This is a genomic window from Aquibacillus salsiterrae, from assembly GCF_028416595.1.
Classification (GTDB): Bacteria; Bacillota; Bacilli; order Bacillales; family Amphibacillaceae; genus Aquibacillus_A; species Aquibacillus_A salsiterrae.
The window spans coordinates 149,511-173,032 of sequence record NZ_JAMQKC010000005.1 but is presented as its reverse complement, the minus strand read 5'-3'; the positions used below and the strand labels follow the sequence as shown (position 1 = coordinate 173,032).

Annotated in this window: 21 protein-coding genes and 4 riboswitches; of the genes, 16 read left to right on the top strand and 5 right to left on the bottom strand. The window is 39.9% G+C overall.

Annotated elements, in window-relative coordinates:
- Positions 1-137: 137 nt before the first annotated feature.
- Both NC799_RS08610 and NC799_RS08605 read right to left on the bottom strand, forming a co-directional pair.
- The gene (locus NC799_RS08610) at positions 138-932 is read right to left on the bottom strand and encodes a transglutaminase-like domain-containing protein (RefSeq protein ID WP_272446032.1); all 795 of its coding nucleotides are present in this window, start codon (positions 930-932) and stop codon (positions 138-140) included.
- Positions 933-946: 14 nt separating this feature from the next.
- Positions 947-1,031: riboswitch (cyclic di-GMP riboswitch) on the bottom strand.
- Positions 1,032-1,106: 75 nt separating this feature from the next.
- Positions 1,107-1,190, bottom strand: a riboswitch (cyclic di-GMP riboswitch).
- 190 nt (positions 1,191-1,380) lie between these two features.
- Positions 1,381-2,829: an LPXTG cell wall anchor domain-containing protein gene (locus NC799_RS08605; protein ID WP_272446031.1), complete on the bottom strand. Its 1,449-nt coding sequence runs from the start codon at positions 2,827-2,829 to the stop codon at positions 1,381-1,383.
- 28 nt (positions 2,830-2,857) lie between these two features.
- Positions 2,858-2,941, bottom strand: a riboswitch (cyclic di-GMP riboswitch).
- A gap of 203 nt (positions 2,942-3,144) precedes the next feature.
- Here NC799_RS08605 and NC799_RS08600 point away from each other — a divergent pair.
- The 14 genes from NC799_RS08600 to NC799_RS08535 all read left to right on the top strand — a co-directional run bounded on the left by NC799_RS08600 (position 3,145) and on the right by NC799_RS08535 (position 17,038).
- A complete protein-coding gene (locus NC799_RS08600; RefSeq protein WP_272446030.1) occupies positions 3,145-3,837 on the top strand; it encodes a class D sortase in 693 nt (230 codons plus the stop codon).
- Between the two features lie 349 nt (positions 3,838-4,186).
- Positions 4,187-4,270: riboswitch (cyclic di-GMP riboswitch) on the top strand.
- A gap of 106 nt (positions 4,271-4,376) precedes the next feature.
- Positions 4,377-4,742 (top strand): type II secretion system protein, encoded by a 366-nt coding sequence (locus NC799_RS08595; protein WP_272446029.1) that lies wholly within the window; start codon positions 4,377-4,379, stop codon positions 4,740-4,742.
- Between the two features lie 205 nt (positions 4,743-4,947).
- On the top strand, positions 4,948-5,700 hold the full coding sequence (locus NC799_RS08590) for a prepilin peptidase (protein WP_272446028.1): 753 nt from the start codon (positions 4,948-4,950) through the stop codon (positions 5,698-5,700).
- A 12-nt stretch (positions 5,701-5,712) separates the two neighbouring features.
- Positions 5,713-6,123: a type IV pilus modification PilV family protein gene (locus NC799_RS08585; protein WP_272446027.1), complete on the top strand. Its 411-nt coding sequence runs from the start codon at positions 5,713-5,715 to the stop codon at positions 6,121-6,123.
- A complete protein-coding gene (locus tag NC799_RS08580) occupies positions 6,120-6,602 on the top strand; it encodes a prepilin-type N-terminal cleavage/methylation domain-containing protein (RefSeq protein WP_272446026.1) in 483 nt (160 codons plus the stop codon). Before NC799_RS08585 ends, NC799_RS08580 begins: the two co-directional genes overlap by 4 nt.
- Before the next feature lie 10 nt (positions 6,603-6,612).
- Positions 6,613-7,677 (top strand): hypothetical protein, encoded by a 1,065-nt coding sequence (locus NC799_RS08575; RefSeq protein WP_272446025.1) that lies wholly within the window; start codon positions 6,613-6,615, stop codon positions 7,675-7,677.
- A 16-nt stretch (positions 7,678-7,693) separates the two neighbouring features.
- The gene (gene pilM / locus NC799_RS08570) at positions 7,694-8,845 is read left to right on the top strand and encodes a type IV pilus biogenesis protein PilM (protein ID WP_272446024.1); all 1,152 of its coding nucleotides are present in this window, start codon (positions 7,694-7,696) and stop codon (positions 8,843-8,845) included.
- 33 nt (positions 8,846-8,878) lie between these two features.
- A complete protein-coding gene (locus NC799_RS08565) occupies positions 8,879-9,451 on the top strand; it encodes a hypothetical protein (RefSeq protein WP_272446021.1) in 573 nt (190 codons plus the stop codon).
- Positions 9,435-10,904: a hypothetical protein gene (locus tag NC799_RS08560; RefSeq protein WP_272446020.1), complete on the top strand. Its 1,470-nt coding sequence runs from the start codon at positions 9,435-9,437 to the stop codon at positions 10,902-10,904. Before NC799_RS08565 ends, NC799_RS08560 begins: the two co-directional genes overlap by 17 nt.
- Positions 10,905-10,932: 28 nt before the next feature.
- Complete coding sequence (locus tag NC799_RS08555) at positions 10,933-12,600, top strand: GspE/PulE family protein (RefSeq protein ID WP_272446018.1); 1,668 nt, start codon at positions 10,933-10,935, stop codon at positions 12,598-12,600.
- A 19-nt stretch (positions 12,601-12,619) separates the two neighbouring features.
- Positions 12,620-13,660 carry a type IV pilus twitching motility protein PilT gene (locus tag NC799_RS08550; protein WP_272446017.1) on the top strand — a complete coding sequence of 347 codons (1,041 nt, stop codon included), beginning with the start codon at positions 12,620-12,622 and terminating at the stop codon, positions 13,658-13,660.
- Between the two features lie 16 nt (positions 13,661-13,676).
- Positions 13,677-14,891: a type II secretion system F family protein gene (locus NC799_RS08545; RefSeq protein WP_272446016.1), complete on the top strand. Its 1,215-nt coding sequence runs from the start codon at positions 13,677-13,679 to the stop codon at positions 14,889-14,891.
- Between the two features lie 129 nt (positions 14,892-15,020).
- Complete coding sequence (locus tag NC799_RS08540) at positions 15,021-15,641, top strand: NUDIX hydrolase (protein WP_272446015.1); 621 nt, start codon at positions 15,021-15,023, stop codon at positions 15,639-15,641.
- Between the two features lie 20 nt (positions 15,642-15,661).
- A complete protein-coding gene (locus tag NC799_RS08535) occupies positions 15,662-17,038 on the top strand; it encodes an MATE family efflux transporter (RefSeq protein WP_272446013.1) in 1,377 nt (458 codons plus the stop codon).
- A gap of 40 nt (positions 17,039-17,078) precedes the next feature.
- Here NC799_RS08535 and NC799_RS08530 read toward each other — a convergent pair whose 3' ends face one another.
- Together NC799_RS08530 and hmpA are read right to left on the bottom strand one after the other, a co-directional pair.
- Positions 17,079-18,020 carry an aldo/keto reductase family protein gene (locus NC799_RS08530; protein ID WP_272446012.1) on the bottom strand — a complete coding sequence of 314 codons (942 nt, stop codon included), beginning with the start codon at positions 18,018-18,020 and terminating at the stop codon, positions 17,079-17,081.
- Between the two features lie 992 nt (positions 18,021-19,012).
- Entirely contained in the window at positions 19,013-20,224 is a 1,212-nt protein-coding gene (hmpA, locus tag NC799_RS08525; protein ID WP_272446089.1) for an NO-inducible flavohemoprotein, read from the bottom strand.
- A gap of 228 nt (positions 20,225-20,452) precedes the next feature.
- Here hmpA and NC799_RS08520 point away from each other — a divergent pair, with 228 nt between their 5' ends.
- Positions 20,453-20,890 carry an Rrf2 family transcriptional regulator gene (locus NC799_RS08520; RefSeq protein ID WP_272446011.1) on the top strand — a complete coding sequence of 146 codons (438 nt, stop codon included), beginning with the start codon at positions 20,453-20,455 and terminating at the stop codon, positions 20,888-20,890.
- Between the two features lie 221 nt (positions 20,891-21,111).
- On the top strand, positions 21,112-22,668 hold the full coding sequence (locus NC799_RS08515; RefSeq protein WP_272446009.1) for a BCCT family transporter: 1,557 nt from the start codon (positions 21,112-21,114) through the stop codon (positions 22,666-22,668).
- A 124-nt stretch (positions 22,669-22,792) separates the two neighbouring features.
- Here the strand turns inward: NC799_RS08515 and NC799_RS08510 are convergent, their stop codons facing one another.
- Positions 22,793-23,290 carry an arsinothricin resistance N-acetyltransferase ArsN1 family A gene (locus NC799_RS08510; protein WP_272446007.1) on the bottom strand — a complete coding sequence of 166 codons (498 nt, stop codon included), beginning with the start codon at positions 23,288-23,290 and terminating at the stop codon, positions 22,793-22,795.
- Positions 23,291-23,522 lie beyond the last annotated feature (232 nt).

Here is a 23,522-nt window from a genome sequence, read left to right as displayed (position 1 = left end):
ATCAGATGAAAGAAAAAAACAAGGCAACCTCCGCGAATAAGGGCTGGTTGCCTTGTTTTCTTACTTTCTTATCTTATAAGAAAGACCCCTTGTCAGTAAGGGGTCTTGGTTTATCCGAGTTTCGTGCTTTTTTTTATTTAATAAACTTTTTGTGGTGTGTAGTCTTCTTTGTTTTTGAACATTGTTGTTTTAACTTTTGCATCTTTGTAGACGGAATCGACGGTAGTATCGATTATTTTCCATTCACCATCTAAGTAAACCTCGTTCCAGGCATGGTAGACAGTAACAAGTTTGCTTTCACCTGCAATCAATTTAGTTGGAATTCCTAAGCTGCGGGCCATCGCTGCAAACATACTAGCATAGTCATAGCATATTGCTTTGTTTGTTTTGTATGTATCACTGATGTTAGGGATATATCCTGCTTTAATCGTTTTTGCTTTTTCATAATCATATTTAACGTTGTTTACGATGTAATTATAGATAGCTGTTACTTTTTGTTTGTCTGTTTTTAAACCTTTTGTAAGCTTTTTGGCTAAAACAATTGGCTCCATTTGATCGTTCCAGTTAACATTCTGAACCGAATTTAGAAAAGGTGCTTGAGCATTTTCAAGTTTAACAGCAAGTGTTTTCTTGGAAACGACTTTGTATCTATTGCCATCGATTTTCTCTAAAACTTTGACGGAATAATTACCATTGCCTAATTGCAAAGGTACATTTGTCTTTCCTGTAAGATTATAAATGTATCGTACACCATCTTTTTCGACTAGTAGTTTATCACTTTTATTTGCAACCTCACTGCTGACTGTATAGACCCCTTTTGTTAGTTGGGTATCGGTAGTTGTTGTTGCTTGGGCTTGTACAGTCGAAAAACTGCCAAAGACTAGTGATGTTGCTAATACAGCTGGAATGAAACGTTTAACAAATTTGAACATACAAAAACTCCCCTTTCGGTAGCCAGGCTGCCTTTCATGGATCGAGAAGGCCCTTTAGCTTTGCGTCCCTATCTTTCAATAGGTTTGCCGTTATCGTTTGGAAGTTGGATGACTTCCGGTTATTATTTTTTTGAATATTTCGACATCTAAAAGAAGATACAAAAAAACTCTTTCTTCGGTGGTCAGGCTGCCATTCATTAGTGAGAAGGCCCTATGACTTTGCGTCCCTATCTTTCAATAGGTTTGCCGTTATCGGTAAAAAGTTACCTAAGTACTAGTTTATTAACTTGATGAGTAAATATTACCATTATATTTAAAATTAGGCAATAGTTTAGTCGTAAAATAAATCAAAAATTTTTGTTGGAAACATAGAAAAAGAGGATGAGTTAATCATCCTCTTTTACCTAGAGTCAATCCCTTTTGTCGCAAAGACCGCCTTGAGCTTTTCTTATTTAGCTTTTTTGGTTTTTCTGTTTAGAACGACACCAATTGTAATTAGTAATAGACCAAATAGGTAATAGGGTAAATTACTTTTGTCACCTGTTTGCGGTAATTCAGTTAATGCACCAGCTAACGGTGTTTCTTCTGGCTCAATAATTACTTGTTCGTCATCGTTAACTTTAGGTTCATCGTCAATAACCGGTACCGGTGCACCAAGTGGTGTTTCGTTCTCTTCCTCTTCAAATTCAATGAATTCTTCCGCATCTTCTTGATTAGTGCTTTGATCCTCATCGTTTCCATCAGCTTGATCAGATGTTTCTGGCTGACTAGGAATAATAGGAGCACCTTGAGGAGTTTGGTTTTCTACGATGTCATCAAGTATTTCACCATCATCTGTTTCAGCTGGCTCTTCTCGATCAGTAGTAGGTTCTTCTGGCTCTTCAGGCTCTTCCGGCTCGGTAGGCACTTCTGGTTCAGTAGGTTCTTCCGGCTCGGTAGGTTGTTCTGGTTCAGTAGGCTCTTCCGGCTCGATAGGCACTTCTGGTTCAGTAGGTTCTTCCGGCTCGGTAGGTTGTTCTGGTTCAGTAGGCTCTTCCGGCTCGGTAGGCACTTTTGGTTCAGTAGGTTGTTCTGGCTCAGTAGGCTCTTCCGGCTCGGTAGGTTGTTCTGGTTCAGTAGGCTCTTCCGGCTCGGTAGGTTGTTCTGGTTCAGCAGGCTCTTCCGGCTCGGTAGGTTGTTCTGGCTCAGTAGGTTCTTCCGGCTCGGTAGGTTGTTCTGGCTCAGTAGGTTCTTCCGGCTCGGTAGGTTGTTCTGGCTCAGTAGGTTCTTCCGGCTCGGTAGGTTGTTCTGGCTCAGTAGGTTCTTCCGGCTCGGTAGGCTGTTCTGGCTCAGTAGGCTCTTCCGGCTCGGTAGGTTGTTCTGGCTCAGTAGGCTCTTCCGGCTCGGTAGGTTGTTCTGGTTCAGTAGGTTCTTCCGGCTCGGTAGGTTGTTCTGGTTCAGTAGGTTCTTCTGTGTCCGTAGTCTCTTTCAGTCCATAATAAAATACAATGTGACTTATGCCTTTATTATTTGGGGCTGTTAATCCACTTCCTGAAGTAACACCGTTAGAAAAACGGTATTCCTCATAACCAGTTCCACCTTTTACCGCGATCCCATAAATGATATAGGATTCCGATTGCAACTTCCAGTCAAAACTAGTGTTTTCATTTTCTGTTTGGGAAAAGGTAATATCAATAGATAACGGCCCAGCAATTTTCAGACCACTTTTCATCTTTACCGCATTATCAACTTTTCCACATTCATAGGCTTTGAAATTGTCTGGAGTGTTAGGTAACGTACAGCCTACCTCGTCATTTGATGTTTCTTGTGCTGCGAATACAGCTGAATTACTAAACAAACCAAATACAAATGTGATAATAACGAGCGCTAATCTCGTTCTTGTGTAAAACTTTTTCAATCAATTTCCTCCTCTTAGAGATTAAATCATCTAAGAGGGCCGGTTACACTACTAGCTCCATATAACCAAAGTGTCCAATTAATGGTTATACATCAATGCTTCCCTCGTGCGAATAATGGAATTTGTGTCAGGTCGTGGTGGTTTGATGTAAGCTGCATAGTTAGTAAGTTACACCTCCCCTTTATGGTAAGAAAAACCTAGGATGATATATCTATCTATATTATAATGAAATTACCAATAATAATAAACAAATATATTATTAAATTAACTTAATAAATTGAAAAATTTGGTTATTAGGCTGTGAGGGGAAGATAAATGATGAAAAAATTAGCCATTCTTTTTATTTTAGCTGGTGTGATTGTAATGGCCTATCCAGCATATAATTATTATTCCAGTGTTTCCGATGAAAAACAACTATTAGAAGCGTTCGAACAAATCGATCAAGAAGGCGCCAGTTCAAATGAAACAACAAAAAGCTATAAAGAGCTCAACGAAGTATTTAACCGTAGAGTTTCCGCAGAGGAAAGTAATGAAGAAGAAGCAGATCAAAGTGAGCCTAGTCAGGAAGTAGAGGAACAGTCTGAGTCTAACTCTAAACCTGAGGCAGAGTTAGAAAACCTTCTAGGTGTTATAACCATCGACAAGATCAATGTTGAGCTGCCGATTCTTGAAGGCGCTAGTTTGAAAAATTTAGATAAGGGAGCAGGTCATTTAAAAGGTACGGCGTCCCTAGGTCAGGTAGGTAATTCAGCAGTAGCTGCACATCGTAGCTGGACTTATGGTCGTCAATTTAATCGACTAAATGAAGTGGAAGTCGGCGATGAAATTAAAATTAAGACAAAAGGCAAAGAATACACGTACGTTGTGTTCAAGATAAAGATAGTAAAACCAGAAGATATTTCCGTTTTAAACCCAATTGGTGATAAAAAAGTCCTGACCTTAATAACCTGTACCCCGATCAAAGAAGCAACAGACAGATTAATCGTCCATGCCGAACTAAAAGCATGACTCCTTCTATGATAAAGGGATCATGGAGGAGTCAGTCAAGCAGTATTTGTCGAAAAAACGCACATTTCAGAATAATAAAAAAATATGTAAAACTTGAGAAAATTTATCTTTTAATCTACCAAAAATTAGTGTAATATACTTATAGCAAAACTAAATACTAAAATTTTCTCAGTTAATTAGGAGAGAATACCTAGAATGGTGTTCATTATCTATTATCTTCTTAATCCACCTAAGATACACTCTAATTCAACCACCTACACATCCGAGAGTTATTAGATGATTCCAATAGAAATACCACATTTAGGAAGTTTTAAAAAACAATACATAGTTGGAACGAATGTTTAATCAAATGAATATAGGGAGCGAAGAAATGTGACTTTTATTTGGGCGCCTGAGTCACATCGAGCTAGTGGCGCAACCGACCTTACAACATCTTGAATTCGAGATGGATTCTGTTAAGGTTTTTTTGTTGCCGATTTTAAGAGTTGCGCTCTTGAAATAAATTTTAATTATTTAAAAACAAGGGGGAAAATTCAAGAATGAAGTCAGTTAAAAAGCACGTCAAAAATCAACGCGGTTTAACGTTGATCGAACTATTAGTTGTTATTGTTATTTTAGGTATTATTGCGGCAATTGCGTTCCCGATGGTGATGGGGCAGAGAGATAAGGCTGAAGAAAATACGGATAAACAGAATTTATCTATAGTTCAAGATGCTGTTAATAGGTATTATGCGGTTGAAGGAGAATTTCCTATAGATGATACTAAATCACCTGCAGTTGTAAATGATGGTTTAATAGTTCCAGATTATCTACAAGAAATGCCAGATTGTGCTGATAGTGCAACAGCAACCTTTTCATATACGAGTACATCCGATGGCGATGTTAAGTCCTCTTGTTTAAAGTAAACCTGTAATACCATATCTATTTTACGTGCTGTCGCGTCTTTCAAGACCGCGGCAGCTTTATTTTTACCCTTTTTTAATATGACTGAAGATTATAATTTAATGAAAAGGCCTAAGTTTCCAAGTATAATATTACTTAAGTCTTTTACCTGTAAAACACATATTCTAAGATTAAAATTTTTTAAATAAAATAAAGGGGCGCTCACCAATGCTAGCCATAGATATCATAGTAATAATCCTTGCCCTAACATTTGGAAGTTTCTTCAACGTCGTTGCAATCCGACTATTAAAAAAGGAATCTATTTCATATCCACCATCCCATTGTCCTAATTGTAAACATCGCCTTGGTGCACTAGACCTAATACCTCTCTTTAGTTACATATTGTTAGGAGGCCGTTGTCGTTATTGTCGAGTGAAAATTTCATATCTATACCCTGTTGGGGAAGGTTTAACAGCTGTAACTATTTTCATTGTTTATAAGACAATTGGTCTCACTCCAGAATTATTACCCGCATTCATTTTATCTATTACCCTAGTTTTAGCGGTTTTAACTGATATTCGGGAAAAGTTGATCTTAGATGTGATTACTCTTCCAAGCATTGTCCTACTGTTGATCATCCGTATGTTTATTGGTGGTCAACCGTTCCTTTTCTATTTGTTAGGTGGAGCAGTGGGCTTTGGTTTACTGCTGCTAATTGCGATTGTTAGTAAAGGTGGTATGGGTGGCGGCGATATTAAACTATATGCAGCCATTGGCTTAGCCTTAGGGCCTATACAAACTATAATGAGTTTAGTACTTGCTTCCTTGTTCGGGGCAGTAATTGGAATAGTGTTCATATCAACTGGATTAGTGAAGCGAAAAGAGCCGATTGCTTTTGGCCCTTTTATTCTTATTGGCACGTTAGTTGCTTATTTATACGGTAATCAAATATGGGAATGGTATTTAGGATTCATAATGTAGGGGTTGAATCATGTGAGAAATGAAAAAGGAATGACTTTGGTTGAGTTACTTATTTCAATAGTTATTGTTGGTCTCATTATTGTCCCGTTATTTGTTATTTTAACAGGTACATTTACCAGAACTGTGGAGCAAGGAAAGGATACCCAACTGGCGTATTTTGGACAGGAAATAATGGAACGAATTCGAGTAGAAGGATATGTAGATGGTACCTCTCCAACAACATATTATTGTTTAAATGATCAGGGGTGTGTAACGGAAGAAGACCCAGATATTACATATGACGCTGTAGCGACGATAACTGCTTCCACACCAACCTATACAACGACACCATCTAGTTTAGAATTCTATGAAATTAAGGCAGACATTGTACCAATCGATAAGCAAATAAATACTTTAGAATTAGTAACGGTGGTGAAAAAGTGACCGGGAGAAACGAGCGAGGCTTTACCTTGATAGAATTATTGGTAGTTATTGTTATTATGGTAGTAATTTCAACGGTCGTATTCCGTATTTCTTCGTATTCAATGAAAATGGAGCGAGCTGTAGCAGTAGAAAACGAATTGCAACGAGAAGCAAGATTTATCATGGAACAAATATCAAACATTGTAAGAGATGGTGGTACATTAGAAATAGTTAGCCTAGACGAAAGTGATATAACGGACGATAAGATTATTGTTAGGGACAAAAATGGAGTAGAAAAACTATCTTATCAGTATAAACAATTGAAGCTAGAGCCTGGTGGAAACATATTATCGGATAATATTGATCAATTTGACGTTACAACCGGAAGTGAAGTCAAAATAAAGTTAGTACTGAAAGATAAAAACAATCAATATGAGGTATCAACCAATGTTACGAATGATTTTAACAATAGAGTAAGGACATATGATGACTTTTACTAGGGGTGAGGGTATGAAGAGTATTCTTTTAAAAGTTACACGAAATCAGTCTGGCGCTGCATTACTTATCATTCTTTTTATAATTCTTTTTCTTAGTATTATCGCAACGGTCACACTCAAGTCAACAACGTATGGATTAGAAAAAGTGACGACAAATAAAAAGGCTCAAGAAGAGTTCTACCGGGCTGAGGGTGCTATAGAAATAGTTCTGGCAGAGATGAAAGCGTATGACGATGGTATATTTGAATATTTAAAAAATTTTAACCAAAGAACGTATAAGGAGATAGGCGGAAAGGATTTAGCAGTTGACATTGAAGTGGATCATGACCTAGATACTATAAACTTGGAACCAACAGATGCTACCACCCCACCCGAAGTTAAGGTTACATTAGATTCAAAATATGATAATTCAACTCTTGAACACGATAAATCTACTGTAAGTCGGATACTCAACTTTAGTATTTATCCTACTCCGTTCTCAGGTGGAGATGCTCTAAAGTATTATGAGTCTTTTTATGCAAAAGAAAACAATACGGTGAATGTTAACGTGAATAGTAGTCAATTGACACAGGAAATTTATAATTCAATACTTGAAAAATATAATATAGACTGGTCAAATTGGAAAGACGATGAAGGCAATTTCTACCCGTCAATAGGAAAATCCGACATTCCATACGACTTTAATGAAGTTCCAAGTAAAATTATTAGGCTTGAAGAAATATCCTATGATGGAAAAAGCGGTGAAGGCCCACTGATTTTAGAAATACCATCGGATACTGTCGTATTTGTGAAAAATGTTCTGATTGGTGGTTCTGGTGGTGTTTCGGAATTAATAATTGAAGGAGTATTAATAGCGCAGAAATTTGAAAGTGGTGCCAATTCTAATTTGGTTATTAATGGTGGACTGATAACTGAAGAGTACTATGCCAATACAAATACTTATAGTGTAACTGGTGAGGAAAGAGGGATTAATTGTTCATTATTACCCGAGGCTTGCGAGAAAGATGAAGATAGTAACAAAACGTACATATATAAGTTTGATTCGGACACGATTGACTTCTCAACCAAGCCAAATTAAACAGAGGAGTGAGAAAATGGCTTCAAAAAGAAATGAATATTCCGGAATAGATATTCGCGAAAAATATATTTCGAGTGCAACAGTTGATATTAAAAATAAGCAGCTGTCACTTCTTGATATAGATCTAGTTGAAACTACTGAGAATGTTATCGGAAATGGTAGAATAAAAGATAGAAAATTAACATCATCAATTCTAAAAAGTAAGTTTACTAAGGACATAAAAAAAGTACATCTAGCCTTTCCAACGCAGAATATCTTAGTGCGGCGAATTACTACTTTACCAAATTTAAATGAGCCAGAGCTTGCAAAATTAATTAATTACCAGATTGGTGAAAGTATACACCTACCATTTGAACAATCAACTTACGATTTTGTAAAGATTGGTACTGTTGAAGAACCAGGCAAACAAAATGATGTTGATTTTGAGGAACTAACTATCAATGATTTCGACCAGGAAGATAGTGAAGAACAGATGGAATCGCCAGAGGAGACCAAGGATAAAAAAAGCGATATCCTGTTCTTCGCTACATCTAAACCGCTATCCCAAGATTTCCTTGAAACGACAACGATGGCGGGGTTCAAGCCGTTGACAGCGGAAATTAGGGCGTTAGCGTTACAGCGTCTCATTTCATTTACGAATAAAGAATGGTTAATCGAAACGGAGATGGTCGTTGATTTATCTGATGAAGCGATTGATATTCATATTTTCACGCAAGGAACAATTGCATTTTCTCGGACAATGTCGATTTCAATTACAGAAAAGATCGGTCGTACAACTGTTTTAGAGGATGACGTTCTTTCTTTCAATGATGGTTTAGTGGAAGACAATGTTGAGGTTGCGGCAACGGTTGAGGATGTTGCTGTCGATGAAGAGACCGAACAATACGTCGATGCGGTTGTTCGTGAAATTGAGAAGGCACAGAACTTTTATCAATACTCACTCAGTAGGGATAACGATGAGTTAAAGCGAATCATTGTCACAGGTAAACATGCGAAGAAGTCTATCAACCTATTATCCAACAGACTCGATGTCACAGTTGCTGAGATAGATTTCACACCGATCCTAGCTGATGATTTCACTAAGACATCGATGTTAAATACAGCTAGTGTGGCGATCGGCCTTGCATTAAAAGGTAATGACACAGCAAAGAAGAAATGGAAAAAATAATACCGACAGACAAGCTAGTTAGGAGAGATTGTAGTGAATGTAAGTATTGACTTGTTACCGCAGTCGAGACGAATTACCGTAAGTAGGCTACCACTATTCATAGTACTGGCAGTAGCTGTATTTACGATGGCAGGACTATCTGTCGTCTATTATTTGGATGCGAAAAATAATGTCGCCGAATTGGGTGATACAATTGTTACGCAAACAGAACTTAGGGACAATTTACTAGCAGAATATCAAACAAAAACAAGCGGCGTAACGGAATATAACTTTGTAGATGAGTACAAATATGTCAACTCGTTATTAAACCAAACATACATAGGAACGATTGAGTTGAAAAACAGTGTCTTTCAATTATTTCCTAAAGGTGTCGATGTTCAATCCTATAATTATCAAAACACCGGTGCACTGACGATGACTGTTGACTTTCCGTCCAAACAAGATGCAGCAACATACTTAAATCGACTGTTATTTGCTGACTTTACGACGGAAGCCCAAGTTACAGCGATTTCAACAAATGAACAAGGTGAAAACTATTTAACGAACGTACAAATGAATGTCAAGACGGTGGTGGAAGGTGGCGAAGCAAATGAATCAAAACAATAACGCCATCCAACAAATTATTTTAACCGTAAGCGTCTTACTGCTTGTCGCAATTGGTATTTTTTATTGGGTAATGATTCGACCAGTTGTTGCCGAAGAAAAGCAAAAGGAAACGGAACTTAAGCAAGTCGAAACAGCTGTAGCTGACTATCAAAAGCTGTTAGCTGACCTAACACCGCAGCAACTAACCGATGAAGAGAAGGATACGTTGCTAAAGGGGATTCCGGTTCGACCAAATGTGGAACAAGTCATTGTTGATTTGGAGAAAACAGAAAAGAACACGGGTGTCTTAATTAACAGCATTTCGTTTGGCAACTTACCAGTCGGAAAAGGGAAAGTTGGCCAAGTGACAGAAGCGGCGGAAGAGGAAAAAGAACTAAGCACTGCAGAGTGGAATGCTGTATTTCCTGAACCGATTTTTAAATTAATCGAAGCAAAGTTCAAGGACGTGAAGGTGAAAGTAAACTACCTCGATGTCCAGCTAAGTGTGAACGGGAAAGAAGCAGAAATTAATCGATTTATTGAAGGACTTGAAAACCTACCACGGGTCGTCCATGTCCAAAGCTATAGCTATTCTGGCGGGGAAAAAGGAGCGGACATGTCAGCTTCGATTTCTGCGCGCGTCTTTTATTCAGACAGCTTTGCACCATTCGTTGCTGCTGGAAATGACTATGAGCTAGGCGAACTAGCTAGCGAACCAGAACCAAATCGTGAGCCAGAATTAGTAGTGGACCCTGAACCTGATACTCCAGATGCCGGTGAGGTCAAAGAACCAGACGAAGAACAAGCAGTAAAGCGTTATGAAACAGAGATTGTCATGGATGGGTCTTCGATTCGTGTTACCACCGATACGCCACCGGTTGAGGGAGAAGGCCAAGGATTCTATTTTGTCCAAACAGGTGCCTATACGAATGATTATTATCTATTAAACCAAGTCGACTATATTAAATCGCGTGGATTAGATCCTCGTGTATCAGATAGCTCGATTAGTCTCATTTTTTCCTCGGTGAGCTATGATATTCCATCTGCTGCCAAAAAGGCGATTAAGATTAATGAATTTGGCATCGATACGTACATTATGCCACTGAAGATTAACTTAACCGAGGAAGAAAAAGAGTGGTTGCTACCGGTTGCCCAAGATACACTAGAAGCAGTAGCAAAGGTTACGACAAAAGGTATAGCAGCTAACGACTTAAAATTAACCGAGCAACAATTCAATCAAGTAGTTACTACCATGAATAACTATGAAGATGCCGTCATCCAATCAATAAGTAATATGGCTGATGATAATCAACGAAAGGTCCAACTGAACAACACAATTGCTATTTTAAATCAGGTAGAGAGTGTGTTAGCGAGTCACCAAAAAGAACCAAGCGTTGCGAAGCTTTGGGATGTGGATGGCTTACTAATTGACTTTACACTGAACCTAAATGGGAATATGCTTAGCAATGAATAGACAGACGAGAATAAAGGGAGAGTCGCACATGATTCAGAAGCGGAAACGAATTGGAGATTTACTTGTTGAAGCCAATGTGATCACCGAAGAACAGCTAATGGACGCGCTACTAGAACAGAAACGATCGGGACTACGACTCGGGGACCAATTAGTCGAAATGAATATTGTTGAAGAAGACACGATTATTCACTTGCTGGAACTTCAACTCGGATTAGATAAAGTCAACTTATATGAATACGATATTGACCGGAAATTAATTAATATTATTAGTGAAGAAATCGCTCGGAAATATCAGGTGTTACCACTGAAGAAGATCGGTGACCGTTTGCTTGTAGCGATGGTCGATCCACTCGACTATTTTGCAATAGATGATTTGCGCTTAAGTACTGGCTTTCAAATTGAACCAGTCATCGCGAAAAAGCAAGAGATGCAAGTAACGATTAATCGATACTATGGCATGCAAAAGTCGATCGATAAAATGCTTGAAGACATGCCGCTTAATGAAGATGATGAAGGGTTTTTAGAGGCACAGCAAAACGACGAATCACCTGTTGCTAAAATGGTGAATCAGTTATTAGCACAAGCTGCCCAAGTAAACGCAAGTGACGTACATATTGATCCCCACGAAACCGAAACATTGATTCGGTTTCGTGTCGATGGTGTGTTACGAACCGAACGTTCCCTGCCGAAAAACATGAATAATGTACTTGTTTCAAGAATTAAAATTATGTCGAAGTTAAATATCGCTGAAAAGCGTCTTCCGCAAGATGGACGCTTCAAGATGGATGTCGATATGAAAAGTTTCGACCTCCGTGTCTCCATCCTGCCGACTGTGTTTGGTGAAAAGGTCGTTATGCGTCTCCTTGATACAGGTAGTGTGTCACTTGGGGTTGAGAAATTAGGCTTTTCTGAGCGGAATGAAGCGAATTTCCGTAAGATGATTAGTAATGCATATGGAATTATATTGGTTACTGGCCCGACTGGTAGTGGTAAATCAACGACACTATATACGGCGCTGCAAAAATTAAATACAGAAGATGTAAACATCATTACCGTTGAAGATCCGGTCGAGTATCAAATTAAAGGAATCAACCAAGTCCAAGTTCGTTCGAATATTGGGATGACGTTTGCTGCTGGTCTTCGTTCGATATTACGACAAGACCCGGACATCATCATGCTCGGGGAAATTCGCGATACCGAAACGGCCGAGATTTCCCTTCGTGCCGCATTAACCGGGCACCTCGTGTTAAGTACACTGCATACGAATGACTCGGTCAGTGCCGTTAGTCGATTAATTGACATGGGGATTGAGCCGTTCCTTGTGTCTTCAGCAGTTGTTGGTGTCGTGGCACAGCGACTTGTACGACGCGTGTGTAAAACATGTGCAGAGCCGTATCAACCAACCGAAGATGAGAAGCAATTATTTTATTCAAAAGGGTTGGGTACGAACGATATGAGAAAAGGGCGCGGCTGTTCAGCGTGTAACAACTCTGGATATCGCGGGCGGATGGCGATCCATGAGACATTATTGATTGATGATGAATTACGACATATGATAACGCAAAAATTGCAGGATTCTGAGTACCGGAAATATGTAACGGGTAAAGGTTTTATACCAATGTTTGAAGACGGTCTAAGTAAAGTGTCACAGGGCATGACGACGCTTGAGGAAGTTTACCGGGTAACGGTCGAATAGTCGCAGGGGGATTTTTTTGATGGATATTGAAAAGTTATTAATGTTTGCTTATCAAAATAAGGCATCTGACTTACACGTGACACCAGGCATTGCGCCAATTGTTCGGATCAATGGGAAGCTTAAGCGTGTCGGCAACAACGTGCTGACTGGTGCTGACACAGAAAGAATGGCAAGAGAAATTTTAACGACGGAACAGCAACAATATTTTGACCAAACTGGTGAAATCGACTTCTCTTATGCTTTGTCAGACGTATGCCGGTTCCGTGTCAACGTGTTTCGACAGCGTGGTGCCTTTGTTATCGTCAGTCGTGTGATTAACAGTGTCATTCCGAATTTTGAAGATTTACATTTACCGCCAATCATTAAACAATTTTCACAGATGACTAAAGGAATTTTGCTTGTCACTGGTCCAACTGGTTCGGGTAAATCAACCACACTAGCATCGATTGTTGATTATATAAATAAGAACATGAGCAAGCACATCCTAACACTAGAGGATCCAATTGAATATTTACATGACCATAAAAATAGTATCATTAATCAGCGGGAAATTGGCGTTGATTCCGAGTCTTTCGCGGTCGGACTAAGGGCAGCTTTACGTCAAGACCCTGATGTCATTCTTGTCGGGGAGATGCGTGACTTAGATACGATTCAAACTGCCTTAACCGCTGCCGAAACAGGGCACCTTGTCCTAGCAACATTACATACGACTGGTGCAGCACAAACAATCGACAGGGTGATTGACGTTTTCTCAGCGGAGCAACAACAGCAGATCAGGACCCAGCTTGCTGGAACACTTGTCGGAGTAGTATCTCAAACGTTAATTCCGGTTGCTGAGCAAAACGGGCGAAGATCTGCTTTAGAGATAATGGTGAACAACCATGCGATTGCAAACCTAATTCGTTCAAACAAGGTCCACCAAATACAATCAGTCTTGGAAACTAGTAAATCAAGTGGGATGCAGACGATGGCAATGTCTGTCAGAGAGCTTGTTGAAAATGGCGTCATTACTAGACAAACAGCAAGTGAATATGTGCCATTTTGGGACATTCATGAGTAGGTAAGGGGGGATAGGCGTGGAGTTTAAGTACAAGGGGCTAGACGCGAGGTCTGGCAAGGAGTTAAAAGGGAAGCTAACAGCAGTTACCCAGGCACAGGCTACCGAGCAGTTGAAACGAAAAGGCCTATACATTTCTGAATTAAAAGAAATGAAAGCGACAGGGCTGAATACTGAAATCAATATAACTATTGGCCCGCCAGTCAAAAACCAGGACTTTGTTGTTTTCTGCCGGCAGCTAGCCACACTGTTAAATGCCGGTACACCAATTGTTGATGCCATCTCTTTACTGTCTGATCAAGTTTCATCCAAACCATTTAAGGATGCACTAAAGACAATTTATCAAGACGTTCGCTCGGGAACATCCTTCTCACAATCTTGTGCCCAGTTCCCGAAGATTTTTGATAAAATTTTTATTAACATGGTGCTCGCTGGGGAAACGAGTGGCGATATGGAAAATGTGATGAACCGGTTGGCGACCTTTTATGAGAAAAGTCACCGTGTCAAAGAGAAGGTGAAATCGGCAATGGTTTATCCGATTGCCGTATCGATTGTTGCAGTTATTGTTGTTATTATTCTTTTAACAAAAGTGTTGCCGACGATGCTCGATAACCTGCTTAATGTTGGTGGTGAAATACCTGTCCCTACGAAAATCGTCATGGCCATTTCTGATTTTCTGATTGAAAAGTGGTACATTTTAGTGTTACTAACCGTCCTGATCGTTACCGGATTTATTGCAACTCGGCGTAATCCAAAAGGTAGGTATACGTTAGATTTAATTGCACTAAAGATTCCGGTATTTGGTCCGTTAATGCAAAAGACGATTTTAGCGCGTGTATCGCGGACGATGGCATCGTTATTTGCAAGCTCTGTTCCAGTTTTGCAAACACTAACAATGAGCTCAGAAGTAGCAGGAAATGAAGTAATTGCGAAGGTGTTAGACGATGCAAAGGATTCCCTCCGTAGTGGAGAAAGCCTGTCTACGCCTTTAGCAGAAAGCTGGGTGTTCCCGAAAATTATCACACACATGATTCGGATTGGCGAAGAAACCGGGCAGTTAGATACGATGCTTGAGAAAATAGCTGATTTTTATGAGGATGATGTGGAAGAGATGTCTGCGCGACTTAGTACCATTCTCGAACCGCTGATGATCGGTGTGCTTGGTGGAATAGTTGGTCTGATTGTGATGGCTGCCATGCTACCAATGTTCTCTATCTATGAAAATTTCAAATAACAATCAAAAGCATTTGTGAGCAAGCTTCACAAGTGCTTTTTTAGCAGAAAGCATTCGAGAGCTGTCTACTTGTTCGTATGATACCGTGCTATAATGTCTACAAAACAGAAGGGAAGTTGAGGTGAATGGATGGACCCGAAAGCTATTTTAAATAAAGTGAAATCACATACACCGACCATTTTAGGGAGTCGTCAGTTTGCAACATATGCAGTCCTCGTTCCGCTAGTTGAAAAAGATGATGAACTCCACGTGTTATTTGAAGTACGGTCCCATCAGATGAGACGGCAGCCGGGTGAGACTTCTTTTCCTGGAGGTAAAATAGATGCCAAAGACTCTGGTGAAAAAGAGGCTGCGATTCGCGAAACGGTCGAGGAACTTGGCGTAAACGAGAAGGATATTACAGGTGTACACCCGTTGGATTATATCGTTTCGCCATTCGGTATGATTGTTTACCCCTACGTCGGCATTCTCGACGCTGCTAGTCGACTTCATCCTAATCCAGCAGAAGTAGAGGAAACATTTCTTGTGCCGCTATCCTTTTTCAAGGAAACAAAGCCTAGTGTTCACTATGTTCATTTGGATTTGCAACCAGCAGAGGACTTTCCTTATGACTTAATTATTGGTGGTGAAAATTACAAATGGCGGGCGAGGTCGTTAGAAGAGCTTTTTTATGTCTATGATGATAAAGTAATTTGGGGTTTAACTGCGAAAATAGTGACCCATTTTATTGAATTGATTTTTGAAAAATAATTAGAAATATAGGTGTAAACATGTATCATGCAGAAACATTAAAACAGAAGATTACCCTGTTTATTTCCATTCTATGGCCAATCATGGTGACCCAGGTTAGTCTCTTTGCGATGAACTTGGTCGACACACTCATGTCAGGGCGAGTGGGAACGAACGATTTGGCTGGTGTGGCTATCGGTGCAAATCTATGGTTACCGGTATTCACTGGGATTAATGGTATTTTATTAGCTGTTACTCCAATTGTTGCCCAGTTAGTCGGCAGTAATGAGCGGAGTAAGATCTCCCATGCGGTAACACAGTCAATCTATTTATCGATAGCGCTTGGTGTTGTCGTGTTTGTGGCGGGAATTTTTTTACTTGATCCAATTTTAACGTTGATGGATTTAGACCGAGCTGTTCATCGGATTGCGTTCCACTATTTAGTCGGATTGTCGATTGGGATTATTCCGTTGTTCTTGTCGAATGTGCTCCGTAATTTTTTTGATGGGCAAGGATATACAACGATAACGATGGTCATTACGGTTGCTGCTGTTCCGTTTAATGTCGTGTTAAACTATGGCTTTATTTTCGGAAACTTTGGCTTGCCGGCATTAGGTGGGATTGGGGCTGGATATGCAACAGCCTTGACGTACTGGATCATTCTTTTTTTAAGTATATGGATGACATTCCGGCTAGAAGTGGTTCGGAAGTATCGTTTGTTCGTGAAGTGGTTTAAGCCGTCTTTGCGTGCATTTAAGGAACAGCTAGCGATGGGTATTCCGATTGGACTATCGATCTTTTTTGAAGCAAGTATTTTTTCCGTTGTCTCGTTATTGATAGGTGTGATGTTTACGACGGTAACAATTGCAGCTAATCAAATTGTGCTAAGCTTCACTTCGTTAATATTTATGATACCGCTAAGCATTGCGATGGCATTGACGATTGTTGTTGGCTATTCCGTTGGTGGAAAAAAGCTTGCAGCAGCAAAGCAATACAGCTTAATTGGTGTAGTTGGTGCAATCGCATTTTTAGCTATTGGTGCCGTGTTCTTGTTCTTTTTCCGGGAACAGATTGCTTATTTCTATACCGAAGACCCAGCTGTTGTTGCAGTGGCAAGTCAAATCTTTATCGTTGCCATCATCTATCAGCTGTCTGATGCAGCGCAGGTTAGCTTGCAAGGGGTACTGCGTGGATACAAGGATGTACAGCTCCCGTTTATTATCTCATTCATCGCTTACTGGATCATTGGGATGCCATCTGGCTATACGTTAGCTGCATTTACCGAGCTTGGTCCGATTGGATTTTGGGTCGGGATAAGCTTGGGGCTAACAGGAGCGGCAATTGGTTTTCTAATTAGATTACGCATCATCCAGCGCCGGGTAAAAGAAGAAATCAAGCAGGTAAAGGTAACTACGTAAAATATCGGTGGTGCAGGTAAGAACGGCACCACCGATACTATTATCCTAAAATTCCTTCAATTCTTTCTAACGTCTCACCGGAGAGCTTGACGCCAGAAGCCTTTGTATTTTCTTCTAATTGCTCTGGACGGCTAGCCCCAACTAATGCACTTGCTACATTTGGTTGACGCAGAATCCATGCAATCGCTAGTTGTGCTAACGATAGATTCTCCTCTTTCGCAATACCCTTTAATTGTTCTACTTTATCGAGGTTTTCCTCTGATAAGACTCGTGACATATTCAAATCTTTTTGAGCAGCACGACTATCTTCAGGAACGGCCTCACTTTTTTTATATTTTCCTGTCAGTACGCCTTGTGCAAGTGGAGAGAAGACGACTTGGCCAATTCCGTGTTTTTCACTAACAGGCATAACTTCCTTTTCAATATAACGTTGAAGCATGCTATAGTTTGGTTGGTTAACTACGATTCTATCAAGTAGTTTTTTATCTGCAAGGTGAATTGCATCAGTTATTTGCTGTGCGGTCCATTCACTGATACCGACATAAAGTATTTTTCCTTGACGGACTAAGTCATCGAGTGCACGTAACGTTTCTTCTAATGGAGTATCTTGATGATAACGATGACAGTAGTAAATATCGACATAATCTAATCCTAACCGTTGTAAGCTTGCGTCACATTGTTCGGTAATGTGCTTGCGGGAAAGACCTTGATCATTTGGGCCGTCTCCCATTTTACCAAAAACTTTTGTCGCTAATACATAAGAGCTTCTTGGATACTTGCGTAACGTTTTTCCAACAACTTTCTCTGCTTCGCCTCTCATGTAAACGTTTGCGGTATCGAAAAAATTAATCCCTAATTCGTATGCTTTATCAATTGATGCAACAGCTTTTTGTTCCTCAACATACCCACCGTAAGTGAGCCAACTACCAAGACTAATTTCACTAACCTTGAGTCCAGTATTACCAAGACGACGATACTCCATTTCAAAACCCCTCCAGTGATAGATTCCTATTTAATGTACTACAAGGGGGAGGAGAGGTCTATTCATTAGCTTGGTAATAGAGCAGTAATAGTAGAACATTAGTCTCATTGGTTTCGTCGTTTGAATTGAATTTGGCCTTATTCGGACAGGGAAAGTGAGAATCAGGTTAATGGAGTCCGAATGGTGCGTCAGTTCGGACAGAGGAAGAGAAAATCAGGTTAATAGAGTCCGAATCAAGCCGGAATTCGGACAGAGAAAGCAAAAATCAGGTGAGTGGAGTCCGAATAAAGCCACAATTCGGACAGAGGAAGAGAAAATCAGGTTAATGGAGTCCGAATGGTGCGTCAATTCGGACAGAGAAAGTAAAAATCCAGTTAATAGAGTCCGAATCAAGCCCCAATTCGGACAGAGAAAGAGAAAATCAGGTAAATAGAGTCCGAATCAAGCCGCAATTCGGACAGAGAAAGCAAAAATCCAGTTAATAGAGTCTGAATCAAGCCACAATTCGGACAGAGAAAGAGAAAATCAGGTTAGTGGAGTCCGAATAAAGCCGGAATTCGGACAGAGGAAGCAAAAATCCAGTTAATAGAGTCCGAATCAACCCCCAATTCGGACAGAGAAAGCAAAAATCAGGTTAATGGAGTCCGAATGGTGCGTCAATTCGGACAGAGGAAGAGAAAATCAGGTTAATGGAGTCCGAATCAAGCCCCAATTTGGACAGAGAAAGAGAAAATCAGGTAAATAGAGTCCGAATCAAGCCGCAATTCGGACAGAGAAAGCAAAAATCCAGTTAATAGAGTCTGAATCAAGCCACAGTTCGGACAGAGGAAGAGAAAATCAGGTTAATGGAGTCCGAATCAAGCCACAATTCGGACAGAGGAAGAGCAAATCAGGTTAATAGAGTCCGAATCAAGCCCCAATGCCTTGCCACAGCAGGGGTTACCCACTAAGTTGTAAAAAAATCCCCCGTAAACCCTCGGGGGATTAACCTCTTACAGCTGATCAGCAGGGCCAAAGAATTCAAAGTTGATTTTATCTTCGGGTACGCCCCATGCTGTTAATGCTTGATTTATGGCACGCATGAATGGCGTAGGTCCACAGAAATAAAAGACTGCATTGTTATCATCTATGACGCTCTTTAGCCATGGTAAATCGATATAGCCTTCTTTATCAAATCGTTGTGCGGCGCGATCTGCATCAGTTGGTTTTTCATATACCAGGTAGTAATCAACGGTATTGCTCGTTTGGGCAAGCTCTTTAACATGGTCATGCATCGCATGTGTTGTACTGTTGATTGCAGCATGAATAAAAGTTACTTTACGGTTAGGTTGTTTTTCTGCAACGGTGTTAAGCATATTGATCATTGGCGTTAACCCAACACCACCACTAATTAACACGACTGCTTCTTCTGTCGTCGTATCCAAAACGAAAACCCCTGCAGGTGCGGTTAGCTCTAGAGCATCACCAGGGTTAATCGTATCATGAAGATAGTTAGACACCTTTCCATCAGGTAATTCATTAGTTGCTTCACGTTTTACACTAATACGATAATAGTCTTTACCGGGAGAATCAGATAAACTATATTGACGAATGTGGGTATTTTTTTCACCAGGAATGTTTACCCGGATGCTCACATATTGTCCTGCTTTGAAACTAGACAAGGGGCCGCCATCCTTTGGTTTTAAATAAAAGGAAGTAATCACTTCACTTTCTTTGACCTTTTTATCAACAACGAACTCGCGGAAACCATCCCAGCCGCCTTTTTTCGCTGCTGCTTCCTCGTACATCTCATGTTCCACTTGAATGAACACATCGGCAATGACTTGATAAGCATTGCCCCAAGCTTCAATAATATCGTCTGTTGCAGCATCACCAAGGACATCTTTAATTGCTAAAAGCAAATGTTCCCCAACGATTGGGTAATGTTCTGGTTTAATTTGTAAGCTCCGGTGCTTGTGGGCAATTTGTTTAACGACAGGTAAAATTGCCTCTAGGTTGTCAATATATTTTGCAGCAGCATAGACCGTATTCGCTAGGGCGCGCTGTTGTTTCCCTTGCTTTTGATTTGCGTGGTTAAAGATATTTAATAATTCCGGATGGTTGTCAAACATCATTTGATAAAAACGTTTTGTGATTGCTTCGCCGTGTTTTTCAAGAACTGGTACAGTAGCCTTCACCGTATCAATCGTTTTTTGATCTAACATAGTAGTACTCAAGATAGACAACTCCCTTTATAGTTTTAAAACGTTTTAAACCTTTAAATATATATTTAAAATACATCTTTTATTGTAGGGTTTTGGAGGGGTAAAAGCAATATTTGAAATACATCTTTAATAAATTGTTCACATTTGGACCAAGCCTGGATGATTATCGAAAAATGACCTATAAGTGGTATAATAGCTGTAAAAGAAATCGATATAGGGGGGGAGTTTATGCAGTTAACGGCCTATACTGACTACACGTTGCGTGCCTTAATCTATCTAGGAATACGGCCGAACAGTGAGCAGTCTAGTATTAAGGAAATATCTGATTTTTATAACATTTCCAACAATCATCTTAGCAAGGTCGTTCATGAATTGGGGAAAGCCGGTCTGATTACGACAACGAGAGGTCGTAACGGTGGAATAAGATTAGCAAAGGAACCAAAAGAGATCAACGTTGGCCATGTTGTTCGCCATACGGAAAGTCCGATTAACTTAGTCGAATGCTTTGATCAGGAAAATAATACTTGTAAAATTAGTCCAGCTTGCCGGTTGAAGGGTGTGCTATATGAAGCATTGCAAGCATATTTAGCTGTCCTTGATTCCTATACGCTTGAAGATATGATTCATAATCGTGACCAACTAAAGGATCTAATCATAAAAAACTAAGCAGAGTTTTCTATGATGGTTCATTTTAAATACCGAAGTTGACTAACAAAACGCTTTAGATGACTAATCTAAGCGTTTTTTTTATGCCTTCCTTAGTCTACCAAGGCGCGACTAGCGCTTTTGTTTTTTAGTGTCCTTTTCTGATTCCAAATTACGTGATAATTCCTCAGTTAATGGTAACAATAACAGCGACTATAAACTTAAAACGAGGGGGATTGATGATGGATAAAAATGTGTGGAAAAATCCCGTGTTTTCTATATCGGCTTTTGTTATCTTATTCCTAGTTATTGTAGGTGCGCTTATTCCAAATCGATTCGGCGAAGTGGCAGGTCGACTGTTTAATTTTACTACTGTTAACTTTGGTTGGTTTTATTTGTTTTCTGTGTTTGCGTTAATTCTCTTCTTAGTTTTCCTTGCGATTAGTAAGTATGGAGCTATTCGTCTTGGGGGAGAGAATGAAAGGCCAGAGTTTTCCTTCTTTACCTGGATAGGCATGCTTTTTTCCGCGGGCTTTGGTGCAGGACTAGTCTTCTGGGGTGTTGCTGAGCCAATGAGTCACTTCTTCTCTACGCCATTTGGTGATTTGGAAGGCCAAACAGAGGAAGCAGCTCGTGTAGCAATGGGCTATGCTTTTTTCCACTGGGGCGTGAGTCAATGGTCTGTTTTTGCCATTGTTGGTCTTGTCATAGGTTTTCTTCAATTTAGAAAGAAAAAGAATGGACTTGTCTCAACAGCACTTGAACCTGTTACTGGTAACAATCCAATTGTCAAAAATTCAATTGATTCCTTATCTGTCATTGCAACTGTGTTGGGGATTGCAACATCGCTAGGACTCGGTGTGTTACAAATGAATGGTGGCTTAAATTTTGTCATGGGAACAGAAAATTCGATAGCCGTTCAGTTAATTATTATCGTCGTTATTTTTATAGCTTACATGCTATCATCAACAACTGGTTTAGATAAAGGGATAAAATACTTAAGTAATCTAAATCTTGGTTTAGCATTAGGGTTGTTACTGTACGTCTTTTTTGCAGGCCCAACTGTTTTTATCCTTGAAACGTTCACCTTATCGATTGGGGACTATATTGTTAATTTCGTTGGATATAGCTTGCGGCTCCAACCATATAAGGGTGGAACGTGGGTACGAGATTGGACGATCTTTTACTGGGCATGGGCGATTGCGTGGTCTCCGTTTGTTGGTGCATTTGTGGCACGGGTATCAAGAGGAAGAACAATCCGTGAATTTATCATGGGTGTGATGGTAATTCCACCGTTGATTGCCTGCTTGTGGATTGCAACATTTGGTGGTACGGCACTTTGGAGTGATTTGAACAAGGGAACAAATATTGCTGAAGCAGTTAATGAGGATTTAACATCTGCCTTGTTCCAGTTGTTTAATTATTTACCGTTCACGCCAATTATGTCGATTCTATCCATCTTATTAATATTTACTTTTCTTGTTACGTCTGCTGATTCTGCTACCTATATTTTATCCAGTATGACGACAAGGGGTAGCACCCATCCACCACGATCTGCGAAATATGTGTGGGGTGTACTGATGTCGGCAATTGCGGGTGTGTTATTGTATGCAGGTGGATTAGACGCCTTACAAACAGCGTCGCTTATTGCTGCCCTTCCATTCACCGTACTGATTATCCTACTCATGTTTGCCTTGGTGAAATTATTGAAAAAGGAACCATTACCGATTAGAAAAGCTGATTTGCGAAGGTTAAGCCGGCTTAACCGAGCGTTGAAGGAACAGGAAGGAAAAAAATAAAGTAATCCCCCTTGCCGAAAGGGGGATTAGATTTTAAAAAACAATTAATGCATATAATAAATGTTGGGCAATTTTATGTCTTTAAAAAAGAAAAACCTTAGGATAAAAACTTCCTAAGGATAGCTTATAAATTTTCATGTAATAATTTCTCCATGGCCATGATGTCAACGAATTCTCCATCAAGAAAGCCTTGATTGATGAAAATTCCGACTTCTCGGTAGCCCATGGCGCGGTATAAACCTTGTCCAAGCAAGTTGAGCGAAAACGTAAACAAAACAAGTTTATGGAACTGGTTTTGTTTAGCTCTTTTTTCTAATTCGATTAATAAGAGCTTTCCAATACCTTCGCCGCGGAAATTCCGGTGGATGTAAATGGAAATTTCACCAACCCCATTGTAGGCAGTTCTTAAATTGTAAGGGCTAATTGATGCCCAGCCAACAACTTGGTTATTAAGTTCTGCAACGAGGACGGTATATCTGTCATTCTTGTTCGCATACCAATTTTCCATATAGGCCATATCTTGTAGATCGGTCTCTAAAGTAGCGATCCGGTCCTCGATGCCTTGATTATAAATTTCTAAAATAGCACCTAAGTCGTGCCTAGACGCATCCCTTATAATCAACCCACATCCCCCCATTACTCTCTATCATACAACTAAAAATAGTAATGTAAATAGTTTTTTCTTGGTAGAAAGGAATGTATACAGTTAAAGAAGGCTTCCCCAACCACTAAAGAACACCACGTCACGTCTTCTGCCTGCTTTAGTCTAGCACCAAGGAACTTTCGCTTTTCTTAAAAGACAAGAAACCACCACGGCTTTCTGCAGCCACCATCAAGGATGAAAAAAGGATAGC